Below are 18,041 nucleotides of genomic sequence, written 5' to 3'. Positions count from 1 at the left end.
ATATCTTTAAGCCTTGTCTTGCTGATCCCTTTGATACCAAAGATAGATACTGTAAGCCGCCATCAAGATATAGCCTAGGAAAAAGACGGGATTTTCCGTTCCCTTGCCTACAAAGATGGCTTCGCCAATAGTATTAATGAGCCCATGAAAGAGGACACAATAGAGGACAGACTGACTGACCTTGTAAAGAGCTGCCAGCCAGAAACGGCTGAGCAGGCAAGCGGCTGTAAAGACCAGAAAGGAGGTCCCCGCCTGACTGCTGCCGGGCATAAAGAAGAGGGGCAGATGCCAGACAGCCCAGATTAACCCAGTTGCTACAGTTGCCAAAGGGAAGGGCAGGATCTTCTCCATACTTGGCTGCAGGAAGCCCTGCCAGCCAATCTCTTCATTGCCGCCTGTCAGAAGAGTCGTTACCAGAGCCAGAACCAAGACATTCAAAAGATTCAAACCTGGCAGCGGCCTGGTCACAAAGGCAATGGAAATCGTGTATAGCCCCACAAAAATCAATAGATAAGGCCAGCTTCTTTTCCTAGTAAACTTGATAAAAGCCAGCATTTCTTTCAAAGACTTACCTAAGACAAGCTTGGCACTTATAGCAGGACCAAATGTTCCCACTATCATGAGAAGCGGATAAAGCAGCGGCACTCGTTCTTTCAGCACAGCTGAGAGAATCCACGCAGACCAAGTGATACCAAAAGTCCTAAGCAGAAACATTAGAATTTGCTTGACAGATGAGGAATCTTTATAGCTTCTAGCTTGCATCTTTCTCAGCCCCTTTCCGATTGCCCTTCCAATACCACCAGCCGACCAGCAGGGCGGTCATGACCAGATTAGCAGCCTGGAAGCTGAGATACCTTCCGCCATTTGTAGCACTGCCGACAATCGTCGTCTGAGCAAAGTTAATGCAGCCGTGAAAGACCATGCAGGCAAAGACAGAGGCCGTCTGCTTGTAGAGAGCCGCCATACAGAAACAGAGCAAGATACCAAAGGAGAGATAGAAGGTCAAAGAAACCTGACTTTGACTCGTTCCCGGAATCAGCCAGAGGGGCAGATGCCAGGCCACCCAGACCAGAGCCGTGATGACAGTTGCCAGAGGGAAAGAGAATTTTTTCTCCAGAGCCGGCTGCAGCACTCCCCGCCAGCCCAACTCTTCGTTCCCGCCTCCAACAAAGGTGACAAAGGTCCAACCAAGAGGAAACATGAGCATGGCATTGAGCGGCGGTAATACAGGATTGGCAATAAAGAGAGTCAAAATCCGAACCAGACAGAAGGCCAGCATATAAATCCACCAGCCCTTAGCATGAGAAAAGATAAAGTCCAGCATCTTCTTAGGATGAGAAATTTTGAGGCTGATAAAAGTTCCCAAGGTCGGTCCGAAGCCACCGATGAAAGAGAGAGCAAAGCCCAAAGGCTCAGCCGCGCTGGTCAGCTTCAGGGCGGCTAAAATATACAGAATCAGCCAGGCAGACCAGCTGATGCCAAAAGTCCAGGCCAGAAAGGGCAGGATATGCCTTGTCTCTGGCTCTACATGTGTTTGTGTTTTCATTTGTGTTTTCATATGATTACTCCTTTTTCTTTGACAGAAGAGCGATTACCAAGATTTTTAGCCTGCATCTTTCTGAACTCCTTTCCGGTTGCCCTTCCAATACCACCAGCCGACCAGCAAGGCGGTCATGACCAGATTAGCAGCCTGGAAGCTGAGATACCTTCCGCCATTTGTAGCACTGCCGACAATCGTCGCCTGAGCAAAGTTAATGCAGCCGTGAAAGACCATGCAGGCAAAGACAGAGGCCGTCTGCTTGTAGAGAACCGCCAGACAGAAACTGAGCAGGATACAAAAGAAAATATAGAAGGGCAAAGAAACCTGACTTTGACTCGTTCCCGGAATCAGCCAGAGGGGCAGATGCCAGGCCACCCAGACCAGAGCCGTGATGACAGTTGCCAGAGGGAAAGAGAATTTTTTCTCCAGAGCCGGCTGCAGCACTCCCCGCCAGCCCAACTCTTCGTTCCCGCCTCCAACAAAGGTGATAAAGGTCCAGCCCAGAGGAAACATGAGCATGGCATTGAGCGGCGGTAATACAGGATTGGCGATAAAAAGGGTCAAAACCCGAACCAGACAGAAGGCCAGCATATAAATCCACCAGCCCTTAGCATGAGAAAAGATAAAGTCCAGCATCTTCTTAGGATGAGAAATTTTGAGGCTGAGAAAAGTTCCCAAGGCCGGTCCGAAGCCACCGATGATAATGAGAGCATAGCCCAAAGGCTCAGCCCCGCTGGTCAGCTTCAGGGCGGCTAAAATATACAGAATCAGCCAGGATCCCCAGCTAATACCAAAGGTCCAAGCTAAGAAAGGCCAAATATGCTTGGGTTCTGGCCCTACATGTGTTTGTGTGTTCATACGATAACTCCTTATCAAATGTAGAATAGTGAAAAGGCATCCTTTACTCTCAGTCTTTCAGATGATTGCCTGTTTTGAAACGCAGATTTTTAAAATCCGACCATTCGGTTTGTTTTATTATAAAAAATAAAGACCTGCGCCAAATAGAAAACATAGTCTTTTACTCCTTGCCTAAAATAAAAAGCAAATATAGACTAAATAATGCTAAAAGCTATGTCAGCACCGTTTAGCTACTGACTGCTGCTTTTAGTTTCTAAGTTGTCCTGACTCTGATGCTTAAGACAGGCTATTTCTCTGCTACTTGCTCCTTTCTTGATTTTGCAATCGCCGGATATGCCAGAGATTGGAAGCAAGGCTCAGACCGCCTACTGCCATAATACCCAGTCCTCGCCATGGGCTAAAGACAGTAGTCAGCAAGCCACCAGCAAGGACAGCATATCCAGCTTTGACTCCCCACTTAGAATAGCGTATGCCATTCTCACCCTGTGTCATCTTTTCCAGCTGTACCTTACGTTTTTCTGCCTGCTGCTGCAAAAACTCTTTCTGAGCTTCCCGCTGCCGATCCATCTCCTGATTCAACTTAAGGATGTGCTCGCTTGTTTTTTCTACTACAGATTTCTTCATTTCTGCTCCTTTCTTTTTAAAAACCGACCAGGCGGTTTTTGTTTTATAGACTCAGTATAACAGACACAGAAAACTTTGTCCAGTATTTTTTCAAAAAAGATTATTTTTAGTCAATGAAAATCATCAGACAACTTAGAAGCTAGTCACAAGCAACTCTCTCATACTAAAAGCTATATCTAAAAAAGCCCGGTAACGAACCAAGCTTTTATCTTTATTCAAACCCCGTCATTGTCAGTCCTAGCAGACGGATACCTCGTGGTTGCTCTTCCAAGCTATCGTAAATCTCATGAGCCGTTCGCTCGATTTGCTCCTTGTCTTGAGTGGCTAGATTCAAACTTTTCCTTTTAGTCAAGGTGGAGAAATCGGCATAGCGGATTTTCAGAACGATGGTTCGTCCTTTCTTATCATGCTTAGTCAGGCTATTTTCTACCTTCTGTGCCAGCAGGGTCAGCTCTTTCTTGATATCCTCCTCACTATAGAGCAGTTTGGCATAGGTCCGCTCCTTCCCAATAGACTTACGGATGCGATTGGACTTGACTGGACTATTACTGATGCCACGCGCTTTACGATAAAGATCAAAACCAAAGCGACCAAACTTATCAATTAAAGTCATTTCCGGTATCTTGAGTAGATCTGCGCCAGTATAAACTCCCATTTCATGCAGTTTTTCAACGCTTTTCTTGCCGACCCCATGAAACTTAGCGATATCCATAGGCGCCAGAAAGGCCTCAGCTTCCTCAGGTAGAATAACAGTCAGGCCATGAGGCTTCTCATAGTCGCTGGCAATCTTGGCCAGAAACTTATTATAAGAAACGCCTGCCGAAGCCGTCAGTTGCAGCTCATTCCAGATATCGTGCTGAATCAGCTTGGCTATTTTGACTGCGGATTTAATCCCAAGCTTGTTTTCCGTTACATCCAGATAAGCCTCGTCGATACTCATTGGCTCAATCAAGTCCGTATAGCGTTTGAAAATTTCTCGGATCTGCAAGCCGACTGCCTGATATTTTTCGTAATTCCCCGATATAAAAATCCCCTGAGGGCAACGCTCATAGGCTTCCTTGGAGCTCATAGCCGAATGAACTCCGAACTTTCTGGCCTCATAATTGCAGGTGGAGACAACACCACGACCACCAGTCAAACGGGGATCGCTGCCGATAATGACCGGATGTCCCTTTAGCTTAGGATTATCCCGCTCTTCCACCGAAGCAAAAAAAGCGTCCATATCAATGTGGATAATCTTCCGAGATGTATCGTTAATCAGTGGAAAAATCAGCATGCCCTCCTCCTTTCTCCTGCCATCAATCTCAGCTTACAGGCTTTCACAAAGTCGGCCCTTTTTGCTCAAATAAATCTGAAACAGTTTTTCATTCTTGTAAAAAGTATTTTAAACGTAAGATTCTTCGCCAGTAATTTTTATATGACATTTTAATTACTTTTATTATAACTTTTTTACCCATTTTTCCAAAATATTTGAAAAGAGTTATGTTTTTCAAATCTATAGTACACATCCGAGACTTTTTACTTTCTGTATTATAAAAGAAAGTCTTTCTTTCTGCCGAAAATGGTTTGTGAAACCGATTACCGTATGATATACTTTACTTATAAATGTAACAGTTTATGTTGCTAGAATAAAGAGGAAAATCAAATGGTTGTAAAAACAGTTGTTGAAGCTCAAGATATTTTTGACAAAGCTTGGGAAGGCTTCAAAGGTGAAGACTGGAAAGAGAAAGCAAGTGTTTCTCGCTTCGTTCAAGCTAACTACACACCTTATGATGGAGATGAAAGCTTCTTGGCAGGTCCTACTGAGCGCTCACTCCACATCAAGAAAATCGTAGAAGAAACGAAAGCTCACTACGAAGAAACTCGTTTCCCAATGGACACTCGTCCGGCATCTATCGCTGATATCGATGCTGGTTACATTGACAAGGACAACGAACTGATTTACGGTATCCAAAATGACGAACTCTTCAAATTGAACTTCATGCCAAAAGGCGGTATCCGCATGGCTGAAACTACTTTGAAAGAAAATGGATACGAACCAGATCCTGCTGTTCATGAAATCTTTACTAAGTATGTTACTACAGTAAATGACGGTATCTTCCGTGCCTACACTTCTAACATCCGCCGTGCTCGTCACGCCCACACTGTAACTGGTCTTCCAGATGCTTACTCACGCGGACGTATTATCGGGGTTTACGCACGTCTTGCTCTTTATGGAGCTGACTACCTCATGGCTGAAAAAGTTCGCGACTGGAACGGTTTGACTGATATTGACGAAGAAACAATCCGTCTGCGCGAAGAAATCAACCTGCAATACCAAGCACTTGGTGAAGTTGTAAAACTTGGTGACCTTTACGGAGTAGATGTTCGCCGTCCTGCCTTTGACGTTAAAGAAGCTATCCAATGGACTAACATCGCCTTCATGGCTGTCTGCCGTGTCATCAACGGTGCTGCTACTTCCCTTGGACGTGTGCCTATCGTTCTTGACATCTATGCTGAACGTGACTTGGCTCGCGGTACTTACACTGAATCAGAAATCCAAGAATTTGTTGATGATTTCGTTATGAAACTTCGTACAGTGAAGTTTGCTCGTACGAAAGCTTACGACCAACTTTACTCTGGTGACCCAACCTTCATCACTACTTCTATGGCAGGTATGGGTAACGACGGTCGTCACCGTGTTACAAAGATGGACTACCGTTTCCTTAACACACTTGACAACATTGGTAACTCTCCAGAGCCAAACTTGACCGTTCTCTGGACTGACAAACTTCCATACTCATTCCGTCGCTACTGTATGCACATGAGCCACAAGCACTCTTCTATCCAATACGAAGGTGTAACAACTATGGCTAAAGACGGCTACGGTGAAATGAGCTGTATCTCTTGCTGTGTGTCTCCGCTTGACCCTGAAAATGAAGAACAACGCCACAACATCCAATACTTTGGTGCTCGTGTAAACGTGCTGAAAGCCCTTCTGACAGGTCTCAACGGTGGTTACGACGATGTTCATAAAGACTACAAGGTATTTGACATCGAGCCTATCCGTGACGAAGTTCTTGAATTCGAATCAGTTAAAGCGAACTTTGAAAAATCTCTGGACTGGTTGACTGACACTTACGTAGATGCCTTGAACATCATCCACTACATGACTGACAAGTACAACTACGAAGCTGTTCAAATGGCCTTCTTGCCAACTTACCAACGTGCTAACATGGGATTCGGTATCTGTGGATTTGCCAACACTGTTGATACCTTGTCTGCTATCAAGTACGCAACTGTTAAGCCAATCCGCGACGAAAATGGCTATATCTACGACTATGAAACAATCGGAGAATACCCACGTTGGGGTGAAGATGATCCTCGCTCAAACGAACTGGCTGAATGGTTGGTTGAAGCTTACACAACTCGTCTGCGTAGCCACAAACTCTATAAGAATGCAGAAGCTACTGTGTCTCTTCTGACTATCACATCTAACGTTGCTTACTCTAAACAAACTGGTAACTCACCAGTCCATAAAGGAGTGTACCTCAACGAAGATGGCAGCGTGAACTTGTCTAAATTGGAATTCTTCTCACCAGGTGCTAACCCATCTAACAAGGCAAAAGGTGGCTGGTTGCAAAACTTGAACTCACTTGCTAGTCTGGACTTCAGTTACGCAGCTGACGGTATCTCATTGACAACTCAAGTTTCACCTCGTGCGCTTGGTAAGACTCACGACGAACAAGTAGACAACTTGGTTACTATCCTGGATGGCTACTTCGAAAACGGTGGTCAACACGTTAACTTGAACGTTATGGACTTGAAGGATGTTTACGACAAGATTATGTCTGGCGAAGACGTTATCGTTCGTATCTCAGGTTACTGTGTAAACACTAAGTACTTGACTCCAGAACAAAAGACTGAATTGACTCAACGTGTCTTCCACGAAGTACTCTCTATGGACGATGCTTTGAGCTAATAAACGACCAAGGACTTACAAACCATTTGAAAGAAGATTGGAAATCCCCAATCTTCTTTTTTGTATTTCAGACTTCATGTGACTGCCAACTTGATGATATTTTTCAGAGGCTTTATGGTATAATGGTTCTATTGCTATACTAGGAAAAGGACTGGGGAAATGACAGAGAAAGGTATCAGGGAAGAAGCCAAAGATTTCAATCTGGCGGTAGATGTCATCATGCTGGCTGGGACACTGCTGCTGCAGAGCGGATCCGAGACCTATCGGGTGGAAGATACCATGATTCGTATCGCTCATTCGCAAGGGATAATCGACTGCAATGCCTTAGCAATGCCAGTGGCTATTTTCTTTTCGATTGAAAATACAAATGTTTCACGGATGAAGCGCAATCTCAAGACCAACTACAACATTGAGAAGGTCTGCGATGTCAATCAGGTCTCCCGTCAGTTGGTTACAGGAGAAATCAGCCTTCAAGAGGCTTTTGATGAGCTGAATCGCCTCAAAGTTAAGGAGCTGCCCTATAACAACAAGCAGCTGATTGCAGCAGCAACGCTCAGTGCTCCCTTCTTCTCCATCATGTTTGGTGGAAATTTCTACGATGCTTTGGGGGCGGCCATTGCTACCTTCTTTGGCTTTGCCTTCTCTTTGTATGTTGACAAATATATCCGTATCCCTTTTGTGACAGCTTTTGCTGGAGCCTTTGTCTTCGGACTGCTGGCTCATATCTGGACACGCTATTCTGGTTTTAATTCCACAGATGATTTGATTATTGCGGGTTCTGTCATGCCTTTTGTGCCCGGCATTGCTCTGACCAACTCTGTGCGTGACATCATGACCAACCATATCAACTCTGGGATGAGCAAGCTCTTTGAATCGCTCCTCATCACTCTTGCTCTCGGTGCAGGTACCTCTGTCGCCCTCCTTATTATGAAATAAGCCTATGACAATCTTGACTTTCTTATTGCAAGCAGTTGCCAGCCTACTGGCCATCATTACCTTTTTAATCGTTTTAAATGTTCAGCGCAGTATGCTGATCCCCGGCGGAGTGCTGGGCATGGCTATTTGGCTGCTCTATCTCCTGCTCAAAGGACCGACCAACGTCATCATTGCAACCTTTGTGGCTGCTATCATTGGTTCCTGCGTCAGCCAAATCCTCAGCATCATCTATAAAACGCCCGCTGTTGTTTTTATTTTGGCCATTCTAGCGCCTCTGGTCCCAGGCTATATTTCCTATCGGACGACTGCCTTTTTTGTCACTGGTGACTACAGCCAGGCTATGATCCACGCCACTCTGGTAGTCATTCTGGCCTTGGTCATCTCGATTGGCATGGCAAGTGGCACTGTCGTACTCAAGCTCTACCACTACTTAAAAAAGCGCCAAACCAAACTCACAGCTGATAAACAGTAGAACCATCTGCTGTTTTTATTTTGGAAAATACATCTTAAGCCTGATTTAGCTGTGTTTAGATGTTTTTGTAAGAGTTTTATTCCTAAGTATGGTAAAATAGTCTTCGGAATATACTAGAATAAAAGGATTTAAAGAGGTCTTATAATGACAATCGGAATCGACAAAATCGGTTTTGCGACCAGTAATTATGTCTTAAAATTAAATGATTTAGCGGCAGCCCGAGGGACTGACCCAGAAAAGCTTAGTAAGGGACTCTTACTCAAGGAACTAAGCATTGCTCCTCTGACTGAGGATATTGTTACCTTGGGAGCGGCGGCAGCAGAGCCCATCCTGACAGCAGAGGACAAAGAAAAGATTGATATGGTCATCGTGGCTACTGAGTCAGGGATTGACCAGAGTAAGGCGGCAGCCGTTTTTGTCCACGGCCTTTTGGGCATCCAGCCTTTTGCCCGCAGCTTTGAAATCAAGGAAGCCTGCTATGGAGCAACTGCTGCACTGGACTATGCCAAGCTCCATATCGAAAAACATCCAGACAGCAAAGTTTTGGTGTTAGCTAGCGACATTGCCAAGTATGGCATTCATACACCGGGTGAACCAACGCAGGGAGCGGGAGCTATTTCTATGCTGATTAGCAGCAATCCTCGTATCCTCGCTTTTAATGATGATAATGTAGCTCAGACACGCGATGTCATGGATTTTTGGCGCCCAAATTACTCGACAACGCCTTATGTCAACGGGCTCTATTCAACCCAGCAATATCTGGATAGCTTAAAGACAACTTGGGCGGAGTACCAAAAACGCCACAAGCTGGCTCTCAAAGATTTTGCAGCCTACTGCTTCCACCTGCCTTATCCAAAATTGGCCCTTAAAGGCCTCAATAAAATCATGGATAAAAGCCTGCCTCAAGAGCAGCAAGACCAGCTCAGAGAGAATTTTGAAGCCTCTATTCTCTACAGTCAGAAAGTTGGAAATATCTATACAGGCTCCCTCTTCCTAGGCCTCCTGTCTCTTTTAGAAAACTCCGACAACCTCAAAGCCGGAGATCGGATTGCTCTTTTCGGCTATGGCAGCGGAGCTGTCTCTGAAATCTTCAGTGCCAATTTGGTAGAAGGCTATGAAAAGCATCTATCCAAGACACGCCTAGAGGAATTAGACCAGCGTCAGGCTCTTTCCATCGCAGACTACGAGCGCATCTTTTTTGAAGAAGCTGAGCTGGATGCGGAAGGCAATGCCAGCTTCTCTGGCTATGAGGAACAAAGCTTTGCTCTGGCGGAAATTGCAGAGCATCAGCGTAAGTATATCAAAGTTGAGAAATCATCATGAAAGTAAACTGGACTGGATTTTCCAAAAAAACTCCTGCTCAACGGCTGCAGATGTTGAAAGAAAAGGGGCTTTTACAAGATGAACATTGGCAGCTGCTAGAAAGCCAAGAGACTTTGCCTCTGGAAACAGCCAACCAGATGAGCGAAAATGTACTGGCCACTCTGGCCCTGCCCTACTCTCTGGTGCCAGACTTTCTGGTGGATGGCAAAAGCTATCAAGTTCCTTTTGTGACTGAAGAGCCATCTGTGGTAGCAGCTGCTAGCTTTGCCGCTAAGATTATCAAACATTCAGGCGGATTTGAAACCGAGATTCACAAACGCCAGATGATTGGGCAGATTGCCCTCTATCAGATTGAGAAGGTCGACCAAGCCATCAAAGATGTTCTCAAAAAAAAGAAAGGGTTGCTGGAACAGGCCAACCAAGCCTATCCATCAATTGTTGCTCGTGGTGGCGGTGCTAGAGATCTCTGGCTGGAGCCAAAGGAAGACTTCCTTATTTTCTATCTATCTGTGGATACACAGGAGGCTATGGGAGCCAATATGCTCAACACCATGCTGGAGGCTCTCACCCTTTCTCTTGAAGAGCTGACTGGCGGTAAGAGCCTGATGGCTATCCTGTCAAACTATGCAACAGATAGTCTAGTAACAACCCGCTGTGTCATCGACTATCGCTTTCTCAGCCGAGATAAGGCTGAGGCGGAGCTTCTTGCGGATAAGATGCAGCTGGCTAGCAAGCTAGCCCAGGTCGACCCTTACCGGGCAGCTACCCACAATAAAGGCATCTTTAATGGCATTGATGCTTTGGTGCTGGCTACTGGAAATGACTGGAGGGCTGTGGAAGCCGGTGCTCATGCCTATGCCAGCCGAGAAGGAAGCTACCGGGGCCTCTCTACTTGGATGGCAGACCCAGACAAACGCCAGCTTCATGGTCAGATGACTCTGCCCATGCCCATTGCAACTAAGGGAGGCTCCATCGGCCTCAATCCAGCAGTGGCAGCCAGCTTTGACTTACTAGGGCAACCACAGGCCAAGGGCTTAGCTTCCCTCATCGTATCAGTCGGATTGGCACAAAATTTCGCTGCTCTCAAAGCCCTGGTCAGCACTGGCATCCAAGCTGGTCACATGAAATTGCAAGCCAAATCTTTAGCATTGCAAGCTGGAGCCCAAGACGAAGAAATTGCTGCTGTAGCCAGTCGCTTAACAGCCAAGAAGACTTTCAACTTAGCTGCTGCTCAGGAAATCCTAGCTGACTTACGAAATTAGGACAAGTAAAAAGGCCATTGATGGCCTTTTTTGTATGTCTTTATGCTATTCATTCAATCTGTTCCTGAGCTTCTTTCAGCCGCCCATAGAGTAGATAGGGAACATTCTTTAGTTCTTGCAAGTTTCGGCAGGACAGGGCGCACATGATGAGGCGCAGATCCGATTTCCAGCCTTCTACAATATCAATAACTTCTTCCACTGAGTGATTTTCTACCAAGTCCAGCATGGTACGAGAGATGCCAACCGCCTTGGCTCCTAAGACCAGGGCTTTAATCATATCCAAAGGATGACGGACACCTCCACTAGCCAAGAGCTCGACCTCATCGCGAAGTGGCTGAAGAGCTAGCAGGCTCTGCAGAGTAGATTGTCCCCAATCATTGAGGTAGTCTCGATTGCCACCCCGCTGATTTTCAATATAGGCAAAGCTAGTGCCGCCCCGGCCAGAAAGGTCAAAAGTCTGAATCCCCAAGGAGCGCGCTTCTTCAACAGTAGAGCGATCCATGCCAAAGCCAACTTCTTTAAGAATTAGAGGGACTTCTAATCGCTGACCATAATCAGTCAAGTGCTGGTGCCAAGAGCGAAACTCCCGCTCGCCCTCTGGCATCAGCAATTCCTGCATGAGATTGACATGGACCTGCAAAAAGAGGGGCTGCAAATCTGCTACTGCCTGTTGGGCTGCTTGATAAGGCTTGTCCAAGCCGATATTGGTAGCCAGCAATAAATTAGGCCGACCAGCCGCCACCCGATAGGAAGGATCAGAAGGATTTTTCAAGGCTGCGCTGTAAGAGCCAGTTACAAAAAGAAGGCCGCAACTTTCAGCTACTTGAGCCAGCTTTTCATTGACTTGACCGCCTTTTTTGCTGCCGCCAGTCATGGCATTGATGTAAAAAGGAAACTCCCAGTCACGGCCAGCAAAGTGAGTAGATAGGTCTATCTCTGCCAAATCATACTTGGGCAGAGAACGGTGAACCAGTTCCATTTCATCAAAACTGTTATAACCTGGACGCTGCTCTAAAGCGTATTTGATATGGTCATCCTTACGATTCTGGCTCATCATGACCCACCCTTTCTCTGTATAATAGCTCAATGCCAGCTTCTTGCCAGGCTTGAATCAGTTGGTTGCTAGATGCGGCATCAAAGCTGAGAGCAATCCCGCAGTCGCCACCGCCGGCACCGCTGCTCTTAGCCACACAGTTCAGTCCCTCTGCCGCTTCTTTTAAGACTGTCAGCCTGTCTGTATAAATAGCTGGGCTGAGCCTTTCTAAGAGCTGGCTAGCCTTTTCCAAACTGGACTGAATAGCGAACTTCTCTCCTGCTAATAAAGCTCTCTCCAAAGCATCAACCTGCGTCCTACTGCCTGTCAAAAAGGACTCTGAAATAGCTGACTTGACCTGATTGACCAAGTCCTTAGAAATCGCCGGCTGCTTAGTCCAGCCAACTAGAAAATCCATGGCTAAGCAAGGCTTAATACTGCGAATTTCAAAACCCCAATCCTCTGCTAGTAATTGCTGTAAATCAACTTTGTCCATGCGCTTGCGGACCAGCTCTCTATCAAAAGATCGATAATAAATCAGATTTTCATAGACAATGCAGGCTAGATCTCCCATGGAGCCATTGTCTCCTAGCTTGAGGAGGACGTAAGAAGCCAGCTTAAAGAGTATCTCTAGCGCTAAGTCCAGCTCATAAAGCGCCGCCATGGCCTTAAGAGTCAGAATAACCACACTACCGCTGGAGCCAATCCCGAACTTCTTGCCATCTTTTTCCATCTTGCCGCTAATCTTCAGAGAAAAAGGCTGAAGTTGGTAGTCTACTGCTAGCAAATAAGTGTTCATAACCCCTATCGCCTCCTGAATCAAGGCATAATCAGGATCTGGCTCTAGGCTAGCGCTGTGTTCAAACATATCTGATGTCAAGCGATAGTCAGGTGTCGCCTGGATTTCCCCCGTCATATAGATAGGAATGGCCTTGATAATGGCTGGCTGACCGGCCGTCAGCACTGCATATTCACCCGCCAGATAGAGCTTGCCGCAGGTTTGGACTCTTGCGCTAACTTTCATCTGACAAGTCCTTTGTTTTGGAGACGATAATCCGGTAGTCTTTCTCAAAAATGGCCACCAGATGGTCTAGGTCTTCCTCCAAGCAGAGCACCTTGACATTGGGCCCCGCGTCCATGGTAAAGTAGCAACGCTCGCCCTGCTCCCGCAGCTTTCTGACAGCATCCATAGCCTGGTAAGACTCCTCCGTCAGATAAGAAAACGGCGGATAAGCTTTTTCTGTCGTGGCATGCATCCGAAGAGCATTTTCTTCCGTCAGCTGACCAACCTTGGCAAAATCATTGTCCTGCAAATAGCCTAGCATGGCCTGATAATCCAAGGCAGACTGGGCAATCCAATCGGGGAAAATCGTGGAAGTTTTAGCACAGAGCTCCATACCGTCGCGGCTGGAAATAGGCTTTTTCTCATCGTGCAGAACTAGCATAATCATAGCTAATTTCAAATCCGTCTTGACTGGATAAATGGCCCCACTGTCCTTATCCCAGGCTGCTAGCGGGCCAAAGAAAGACCGAGCAGAGGACCCTGAAGCAAATTTGGCCAGCTGAGCCAGTTCTTCCGTCTGATAGCCCGTCTGAAAATAAGCATTGCAGGCCTTGACTAGGGCTGATAGACCACTGGAGCTGGAAGACAGACCCGCTGCTGTTGGCATATTGTTACTGGTATCAACTCGGACAAAACCATCTTCTGGAGAGCGAAAACGGTCAATAATCTTACTGATTTTAGCATGTTCTGCTGGGCTTTGCAGCTGACCGTCAATATAAAATTCATCTCCAGTCGCTGTATCCGGCAAAGGACTCAGTTGCGTCTCGGTATACATATTTTCCAGTGTCAGCGAGATACTGCTAGTAGACGGAATCATCTTTTCTGCATCTTTCTTCCCCCAATATTTGACAATTGCAATATTGGCATAGGATTTGACACTTACAGGCTTTCGATCCATGTATTAATGGCCCCTTTCTCTCTCAATAAGGCGGCTAAGGCCTCCGCCTGACTTTTTTCTCCTACAAGAGCAATGACACAGCCACCCAGACCGCCGCCGCTCATTTTAGCTCCCAAGGCTCCATTTTCAAGAGCTGCCACTACTAGCTCATCCGCTTTCTGGCAAGACACTCCTAGCTTGGCTAGCTTCTCATGAGCCTTGGTCATAGCTTGACCCATAGTCATCAGGTCCTTGATAGAAATGGCCTTCTCAAGGATTTTCGTTAAATTCCCCAATTCCTGAAGCAAGGGCAGAGCCTTTTGACCCTGACTCTCTACAGCACGGATAGCTTCGCGGGTATGACCGTGAATGCCCGTGTCTGCAATCACTAAAAAAGCATCCAGATCCAGATCAATTTCACTGAAACCAAAGTTGCGAATGAATTTGATAGCTACATCACTGAGGCAGGTCTTGGCATCAAGCCCGCTGGGATTCATATGGGCAATCATCTCTGCCCGATTGGCTAGAATCTCCAGTGTCTGGTCATCCAGTTCTTCCTCAAAGTAGTCAAAGACCGCCCGAATGGCCGCAATACTGACCGCGGCTGAAGAGCCCATCCCTCTCTTCTCAGGGACCATGGACTCCACCTGACAGCGAATCTTAGCTCCCTGCCTGCCTAGATGTTCTAGACAGGCAAAAACAGCCATGGACAGCGTATCCTCAGCGTAGAGGGTCCAGGCCCGCTCAGACGGAAAGACCTGACAGGTCACTTCGATACGATTAAGAGGCAGGGAAATAGCCGGATAGCCATAGACCACCGAATGCTCTCCCATTAAAATAATTTTACTGTGTGCCTTGCCGACACCGATTTCTTTTGTCATATTCTTCTCTTGTCTGTAGATTCTCTCTATCTTATTTTAATATACTTTGGCAAAAAAAGCGATTTTTATTAAGAGAAAATCACTGGGGCTAGAGACCGATATTTATATAGGCACACATGATAAAACCCCGGAGCTTGCAGCCGGAGTCTTTTAAAGTTCTATTCTTATCAGGTCCATCAGCTGGTTCCGATCCAAGATCCATTGAGCCCGCTCGTCTTTTTCATAGGTCCGGTTGGACAGGAAAATAGCCGCCTTTTGCTCCTTGCGATTATACATGATAAAGGTTCCCGTGTAGCCAGTGTGATCCAGCCAGCTGCCCTCCAGATTCCAGGCTAGACTACGCCTTTTACCCGGCTCTTTAGAAAAATTCTGAGTCAGATGATCCGCAAAGTCATCCTGCAGATAATGTTCCAGAAATATTTCCAAATCTCTGAGAGTCGAAAATAAGCCAGCACTGCCAGCATGGATGCCTAGAACACGCGCTTTGGGATCATGGACTTGCCCATCCTGGACACCGCGAACGGTCGGCACAGCTCCTGGAACTGGTCCAAAACCTGTCTCAGCCAAGCCCCAAGGCCGGAAAATCTGACTTTGAAAAACCTGATCCAAAGACTGACCGTAGATCTCTTCCAGCATAAAGCCCAAGAGCAGAAAATTCACATCCGTATAGCGGAAGGTCTTATCTTCAAGAACCATCAAATGATTGAGCGCTGCTTTTAACTCAGGAGCTGTCAGCTCATCACGATTGGGAATAAAAGGATCCAACCCTGATGTGTGGGTCAAGAGCTGACGCAAGGTCACATCTTCTCGATGGAAGGCCGGATAGTAATGCTGCAAGGGCAAATCCAGCTCCAGCTTGTCCTGTTCATACAAAAAGGCTGCCAGAGTACCAACTCCGACCACCTTACTGACGCTAGCCAAGTCATAGACTAAACCGGCTTGAGTGGGCTTTTTTTCTTGCGGATCAGCTAGACCAAAGTAGAATTCTTGCCACTTGCCAGCTTGGTACAAGGCCAGACTAGCACCGGGATAGATACCAGCTTTCAGCTGTTCTTTGATTTTACTGATGATTTTTTCTAGAGTCATGCTTCAAACCACAATTCAATCTTGCTAGAATCCTGACTCAGCAAGAACTTATCTGACTTGGATACAAAGACCTCGCGTCCTTCAAAGATAGGACGCAGCGCAGCGGTTTCTAAACGATTGACCTGAGCTTTGAGCATGGTCAAGTCCCAAGTTAGGGCATTGTCTGCCTGCAAGTCTTGTCCCTCTGCTTCTGTAAAGGTCAGAAAATCCAGCGCATTTTCAATCTTGCTGTAAAATTCTTGGGCTGCATTGGCGTTAGGCACACGAATTTCTACCGTCTCTATCTCAAATTGGCTAAGACCGATGAAGTCCTCTTGCTTTTCAAAGGCAGGAGCCTCCGCCACTTCTTGCAGACTTGCTCTATTCTCTTCTGCATGCAGGAGAACTAGGTCTCCTTCTGGCGACAGGGCTTCAAAAGCATAGCCTTTCTCTCCCTGATACAGCCTAGTCCAAGCAGGCTTTCGAGCCAATAGAGACTCGATTTCTTTAGCATCTGCAACCTTGACAACGATTCTGGCTAATTTTTTAGGACCTTTTACTCGCCGAGACCGCATACTGGGTGATTCTTCCAGCTGCAGTTTCTCAGTCTTAGTCTGATCTCCTAAAGACAGAAAAGCAGCTTCCTCTAAAAGGGCCTTCATGCCTAGCTGATTTACAAAAAACTCTTGATTTAAATGACGATTATTTATCTTTAATACAGGGATAATTCTAATAATATGATTCGCGCTCATAATTCCTCCAAACCATTTTATTGTAATGGATTTTCATCTTTTTGACAAGAAATTATGCGCAAATAAACAATTTTTAAAACAAGAAGGCCTTGGATTTATTGGTAAATGGTCTGAGCAATGACCAAACCTCTAGCGGACTCAAACTCATACTGCAGATAGGACTGGTAGGTACCGGGCGCAATAATCCCGCGAATATCCAGAATATCTGTCCCAGCCTGCCCAATAATCGAATCTGCTAGCAGGCAACAGTTGGTCGACAGGACAAAATAAGTCTTGAAACGACTCGTTTTAAACTTATATAGCTGCGCTCCTAGTTCATGCTTCAACTTGTAGGAGTATGTTGGCTGACCATTTTTCAGTTCTGCTGGTGGCTCCCATTCCACCAACAGCTGATCGATTTCAGCCAAGCGCTTTTCAACCGACTCCTTCTCCTTATCCGTCAAAGCCAAAGAATAACCAAAGAGTGTTTTCTTACTTTCTTTTTTGCAAAGCTCAATATAGGCGTCTTTAGGAACCTTGAAGAGAACACCGTCTCCAATCATACCTTTGCATCGCTCAGAAAAAACATCATAGCTACCATAAGAAATCACTTGTCCCTGATAGCAAATATCTACATGACCAATGGCTCCTAATAAACTTGTCTTTGAAGTATGAACCAAGACCTCTAAGTCCGTCTTTTTCTCTCCATCCTTAACAAGACTATAAACATTTTTACAATCAGAAGCTACTTCTCCCTGAATCAGTCGATTAAAGTGCTTCAGATTTTCTACCGGAATAAAGGCTGCAAAAATAATAGGTAGGTTAATACGAATTTGCCTACGCAGCCGATGTTTTTCCCGGTCATTATCAAAAAAGAGGCCATCCCGAATATTGGACATTCCCAGCATCATCAAATAGATTCCCAAAATCAAAAACTGCAAATGTCCGTCAGTCGCAGGCGAAAGAATACTGGTCAGCCCAATTCCACCATAGAGAACGGTATCAAATAGATAGCGCAAGCCGCCCTTGACATGATTTTGCCGATAAAGGAGATAGGTCACTCCGTAAATACCGGCAGTCAAGAGCTGGTAGCTACCCAAACTGATAATCACAATATTGACAGGCACATCACTGATTCGGTTGAGCCAGCTGATACCCATAGCGACTGTAATCTGAAGCAGACTAGGCCAGACAGTCCCTTCTTTCTTGCGCGTAAAAACATGAAGAACAATATTTACCAAGCCAACAACCGTCAGATAAAGCGAAATAAAATCGAAGCCCAGCTGGGTAAAACTGAAGCCGTTGACAATGATAATCAGGCCGAAAACAAGGGCTAAAAGACCAAAGAGTAAGGTTCTACGGCCACTGATCTTATGAAATTTTGACACTTGCATCTCCATCTTTGCCTCCTCTAT

Annotated in this window: 17 protein-coding genes; 5 read left to right on the top strand and 12 right to left on the bottom strand. The window is 46.0% G+C overall.

The features are described 5' to 3' along the window. Positions 1-6: 6 nt before the first annotated feature. The 5 genes from HMPREF9389_RS06850 to dinB form a co-directional block, all read right to left on the bottom strand. Positions 7-762: a CPBP family intramembrane glutamic endopeptidase gene (locus HMPREF9389_RS06850; RefSeq protein ID WP_002929148.1), complete on the bottom strand. Its 756-nt coding sequence runs from the start codon at positions 760-762 to the stop codon at positions 7-9. Beyond that, complete coding sequence (locus HMPREF9389_RS06855) at positions 752-1,546, bottom strand: CPBP family intramembrane glutamic endopeptidase (protein ID WP_032906701.1); 795 nt, start codon at positions 1,544-1,546, stop codon at positions 752-754. Before HMPREF9389_RS06855 ends, HMPREF9389_RS06850 begins: the two co-directional genes overlap by 11 nt. Positions 1,547-1,603: 57 nt before the next feature. Further along, positions 1,604-2,398: a CPBP family intramembrane glutamic endopeptidase gene (locus tag HMPREF9389_RS06860; protein WP_002929146.1), complete on the bottom strand. Its 795-nt coding sequence runs from the start codon at positions 2,396-2,398 to the stop codon at positions 1,604-1,606. A 297-nt stretch (positions 2,399-2,695) separates the two neighbouring features. Then, positions 2,696-3,022: a hypothetical protein gene (locus HMPREF9389_RS06865; RefSeq protein WP_002929144.1), complete on the bottom strand. Its 327-nt coding sequence runs from the start codon at positions 3,020-3,022 to the stop codon at positions 2,696-2,698. Positions 3,023-3,233: 211 nt separating this feature from the next. Next, positions 3,234-4,298 (bottom strand): DNA polymerase IV, encoded by a 1,065-nt coding sequence (gene dinB, locus HMPREF9389_RS06870; RefSeq protein WP_002929143.1) that lies wholly within the window; start codon positions 4,296-4,298, stop codon positions 3,234-3,236. Between the two features lie 369 nt (positions 4,299-4,667). Here dinB and pflB point away from each other — a divergent pair, with 369 nt between their 5' ends. From pflB to HMPREF9389_RS06895, 5 genes are all read left to right on the top strand, one after another. Continuing rightward, positions 4,668-6,983 (top strand): formate C-acetyltransferase, encoded by a 2,316-nt coding sequence (pflB, locus tag HMPREF9389_RS06875; RefSeq protein WP_002896602.1) that lies wholly within the window; start codon positions 4,668-4,670, stop codon positions 6,981-6,983. A 159-nt stretch (positions 6,984-7,142) separates the two neighbouring features. Next, a complete protein-coding gene (locus HMPREF9389_RS06880; RefSeq protein WP_002901514.1) occupies positions 7,143-7,919 on the top strand; it encodes a threonine/serine exporter family protein in 777 nt (258 codons plus the stop codon). Between the two features lie 4 nt (positions 7,920-7,923). After that, positions 7,924-8,391, top strand: a complete 468-nt coding sequence (locus tag HMPREF9389_RS06885; RefSeq protein WP_002929141.1) for a threonine/serine exporter family protein — start codon at positions 7,924-7,926, stop codon at positions 8,389-8,391. A gap of 144 nt (positions 8,392-8,535) precedes the next feature. Further along, positions 8,536-9,714 (top strand): hydroxymethylglutaryl-CoA synthase, encoded by a 1,179-nt coding sequence (locus HMPREF9389_RS06890; RefSeq protein ID WP_002929139.1) that lies wholly within the window; start codon positions 8,536-8,538, stop codon positions 9,712-9,714. Then, a complete protein-coding gene (locus HMPREF9389_RS06895) occupies positions 9,711-10,976 on the top strand; it encodes a hydroxymethylglutaryl-CoA reductase, degradative (RefSeq protein ID WP_002929137.1) in 1,266 nt (421 codons plus the stop codon). Before HMPREF9389_RS06890 ends, HMPREF9389_RS06895 begins: the two co-directional genes overlap by 4 nt. A 49-nt stretch (positions 10,977-11,025) precedes the next feature. On the opposite strand, the gene fni is transcribed toward HMPREF9389_RS06895, so the two are convergent. From fni to HMPREF9389_RS06930, 7 genes are all read right to left on the bottom strand, one after another. Beyond that, positions 11,026-12,033, bottom strand: coding sequence for a type 2 isopentenyl-diphosphate Delta-isomerase (fni, locus tag HMPREF9389_RS06900; RefSeq protein ID WP_002929134.1), 1,008 nt, complete (start codon positions 12,031-12,033; stop codon positions 11,026-11,028). After that, entirely contained in the window at positions 12,014-13,033 is a 1,020-nt protein-coding gene (locus tag HMPREF9389_RS06905; RefSeq protein WP_002929131.1) for a phosphomevalonate kinase, read from the bottom strand. Before HMPREF9389_RS06905 ends, fni begins: the two co-directional genes overlap by 20 nt. Then, entirely contained in the window at positions 13,023-13,970 is a 948-nt protein-coding gene (mvaD, locus tag HMPREF9389_RS06910) for a diphosphomevalonate decarboxylase (RefSeq protein WP_002929129.1), read from the bottom strand. Before mvaD ends, HMPREF9389_RS06905 begins: the two co-directional genes overlap by 11 nt. After that, positions 13,952-14,830 carry a mevalonate kinase gene (gene mvk / locus HMPREF9389_RS06915; RefSeq protein ID WP_002929127.1) on the bottom strand — a complete coding sequence of 293 codons (879 nt, stop codon included), beginning with the start codon at positions 14,828-14,830 and terminating at the stop codon, positions 13,952-13,954. The genes mvaD and mvk overlap by 19 nt, the downstream gene beginning before the upstream one ends. A gap of 150 nt (positions 14,831-14,980) precedes the next feature. Continuing rightward, complete coding sequence (locus HMPREF9389_RS06920; protein ID WP_002929124.1) at positions 14,981-15,916, bottom strand: serine hydrolase domain-containing protein; 936 nt, start codon at positions 15,914-15,916, stop codon at positions 14,981-14,983. Then, positions 15,913-16,647, bottom strand: coding sequence for a CppA N-terminal domain-containing protein (locus tag HMPREF9389_RS06925; RefSeq protein ID WP_002929122.1), 735 nt, complete (start codon positions 16,645-16,647; stop codon positions 15,913-15,915). Before HMPREF9389_RS06925 ends, HMPREF9389_RS06920 begins: the two co-directional genes overlap by 4 nt. 95 nt (positions 16,648-16,742) lie before the next feature. Beyond that, the gene (locus HMPREF9389_RS06930) at positions 16,743-18,026 is read right to left on the bottom strand and encodes a hypothetical protein (protein ID WP_002929120.1); all 1,284 of its coding nucleotides are present in this window, start codon (positions 18,024-18,026) and stop codon (positions 16,743-16,745) included. Between the last annotated feature and the right edge of the window lie 15 nt (positions 18,027-18,041).

It is taken from the genome of Streptococcus sanguinis SK355 (assembly GCF_000212855.1).
Lineage (GTDB): Bacteria > Bacillota > Bacilli > Lactobacillales > Streptococcaceae > Streptococcus > Streptococcus sanguinis_A.
Note: the sequence above shows the minus strand (reverse complement) of the source record. Positions and strands in the feature narration are given on the sequence as shown.

What these genes read in the sequence shown, in the direction of transcription:
- dinB (WP_002929143.1), bottom strand. Translation starts at nt 4,298, where the DNA reads ATGCTGATTTTTCCACTGATTAACGATACATCTCGGAAGATTATCCAC.
- mvaD (WP_002929129.1), bottom strand. Translation starts at nt 13,970, where the DNA reads ATGGATCGAAAGCCTGTAAGTGTCAAATCCTATGCCAATATTGCAATT.
- HMPREF9389_RS06895 (WP_002929137.1), top strand. Translation starts at nt 9,711, where the DNA reads ATGAAAGTAAACTGGACTGGATTTTCCAAAAAAACTCCTGCTCAACGG.
- HMPREF9389_RS06885 (WP_002929141.1), top strand. Translation starts at nt 7,924, where the DNA reads ATGACAATCTTGACTTTCTTATTGCAAGCAGTTGCCAGCCTACTGGCC.
- HMPREF9389_RS06905 (WP_002929131.1), bottom strand. Translation starts at nt 13,033, where the DNA reads ATGAAAGTTAGCGCAAGAGTCCAAACCTGCGGCAAGCTCTATCTGGCG.
- HMPREF9389_RS06925 (WP_002929122.1), bottom strand. Translation starts at nt 16,647, where the DNA reads ATGAGCGCGAATCATATTATTAGAATTATCCCTGTATTAAAGATAAAT.
- HMPREF9389_RS06880 (WP_002901514.1), top strand. Translation starts at nt 7,143, where the DNA reads ATGACAGAGAAAGGTATCAGGGAAGAAGCCAAAGATTTCAATCTGGCG.
- HMPREF9389_RS06855 (WP_032906701.1), bottom strand. Translation starts at nt 1,546, where the DNA reads ATGAAAACACAAACACATGTAGAGCCAGAGACAAGGCATATCCTGCCC.
- HMPREF9389_RS06930 (WP_002929120.1), bottom strand. Translation starts at nt 18,026, where the DNA reads ATGGAGATGCAAGTGTCAAAATTTCATAAGATCAGTGGCCGTAGAACC.
- HMPREF9389_RS06920 (WP_002929124.1), bottom strand. Translation starts at nt 15,916, where the DNA reads ATGACTCTAGAAAAAATCATCAGTAAAATCAAAGAACAGCTGAAAGCT.
- HMPREF9389_RS06850 (WP_002929148.1), bottom strand. Translation starts at nt 762, where the DNA reads ATGCAAGCTAGAAGCTATAAAGATTCCTCATCTGTCAAGCAAATTCTA.
- HMPREF9389_RS06860 (WP_002929146.1), bottom strand. Translation starts at nt 2,398, where the DNA reads ATGAACACACAAACACATGTAGGGCCAGAACCCAAGCATATTTGGCCT.
- HMPREF9389_RS06865 (WP_002929144.1), bottom strand. Translation starts at nt 3,022, where the DNA reads ATGAAGAAATCTGTAGTAGAAAAAACAAGCGAGCACATCCTTAAGTTG.
- mvk (WP_002929127.1), bottom strand. Translation starts at nt 14,830, where the DNA reads ATGACAAAAGAAATCGGTGTCGGCAAGGCACACAGTAAAATTATTTTA.
- fni (WP_002929134.1), bottom strand. Translation starts at nt 12,033, where the DNA reads ATGATGAGCCAGAATCGTAAGGATGACCATATCAAATACGCTTTAGAG.
- HMPREF9389_RS06890 (WP_002929139.1), top strand. Translation starts at nt 8,536, where the DNA reads ATGACAATCGGAATCGACAAAATCGGTTTTGCGACCAGTAATTATGTC.
- pflB (WP_002896602.1), top strand. Translation starts at nt 4,668, where the DNA reads ATGGTTGTAAAAACAGTTGTTGAAGCTCAAGATATTTTTGACAAAGCT.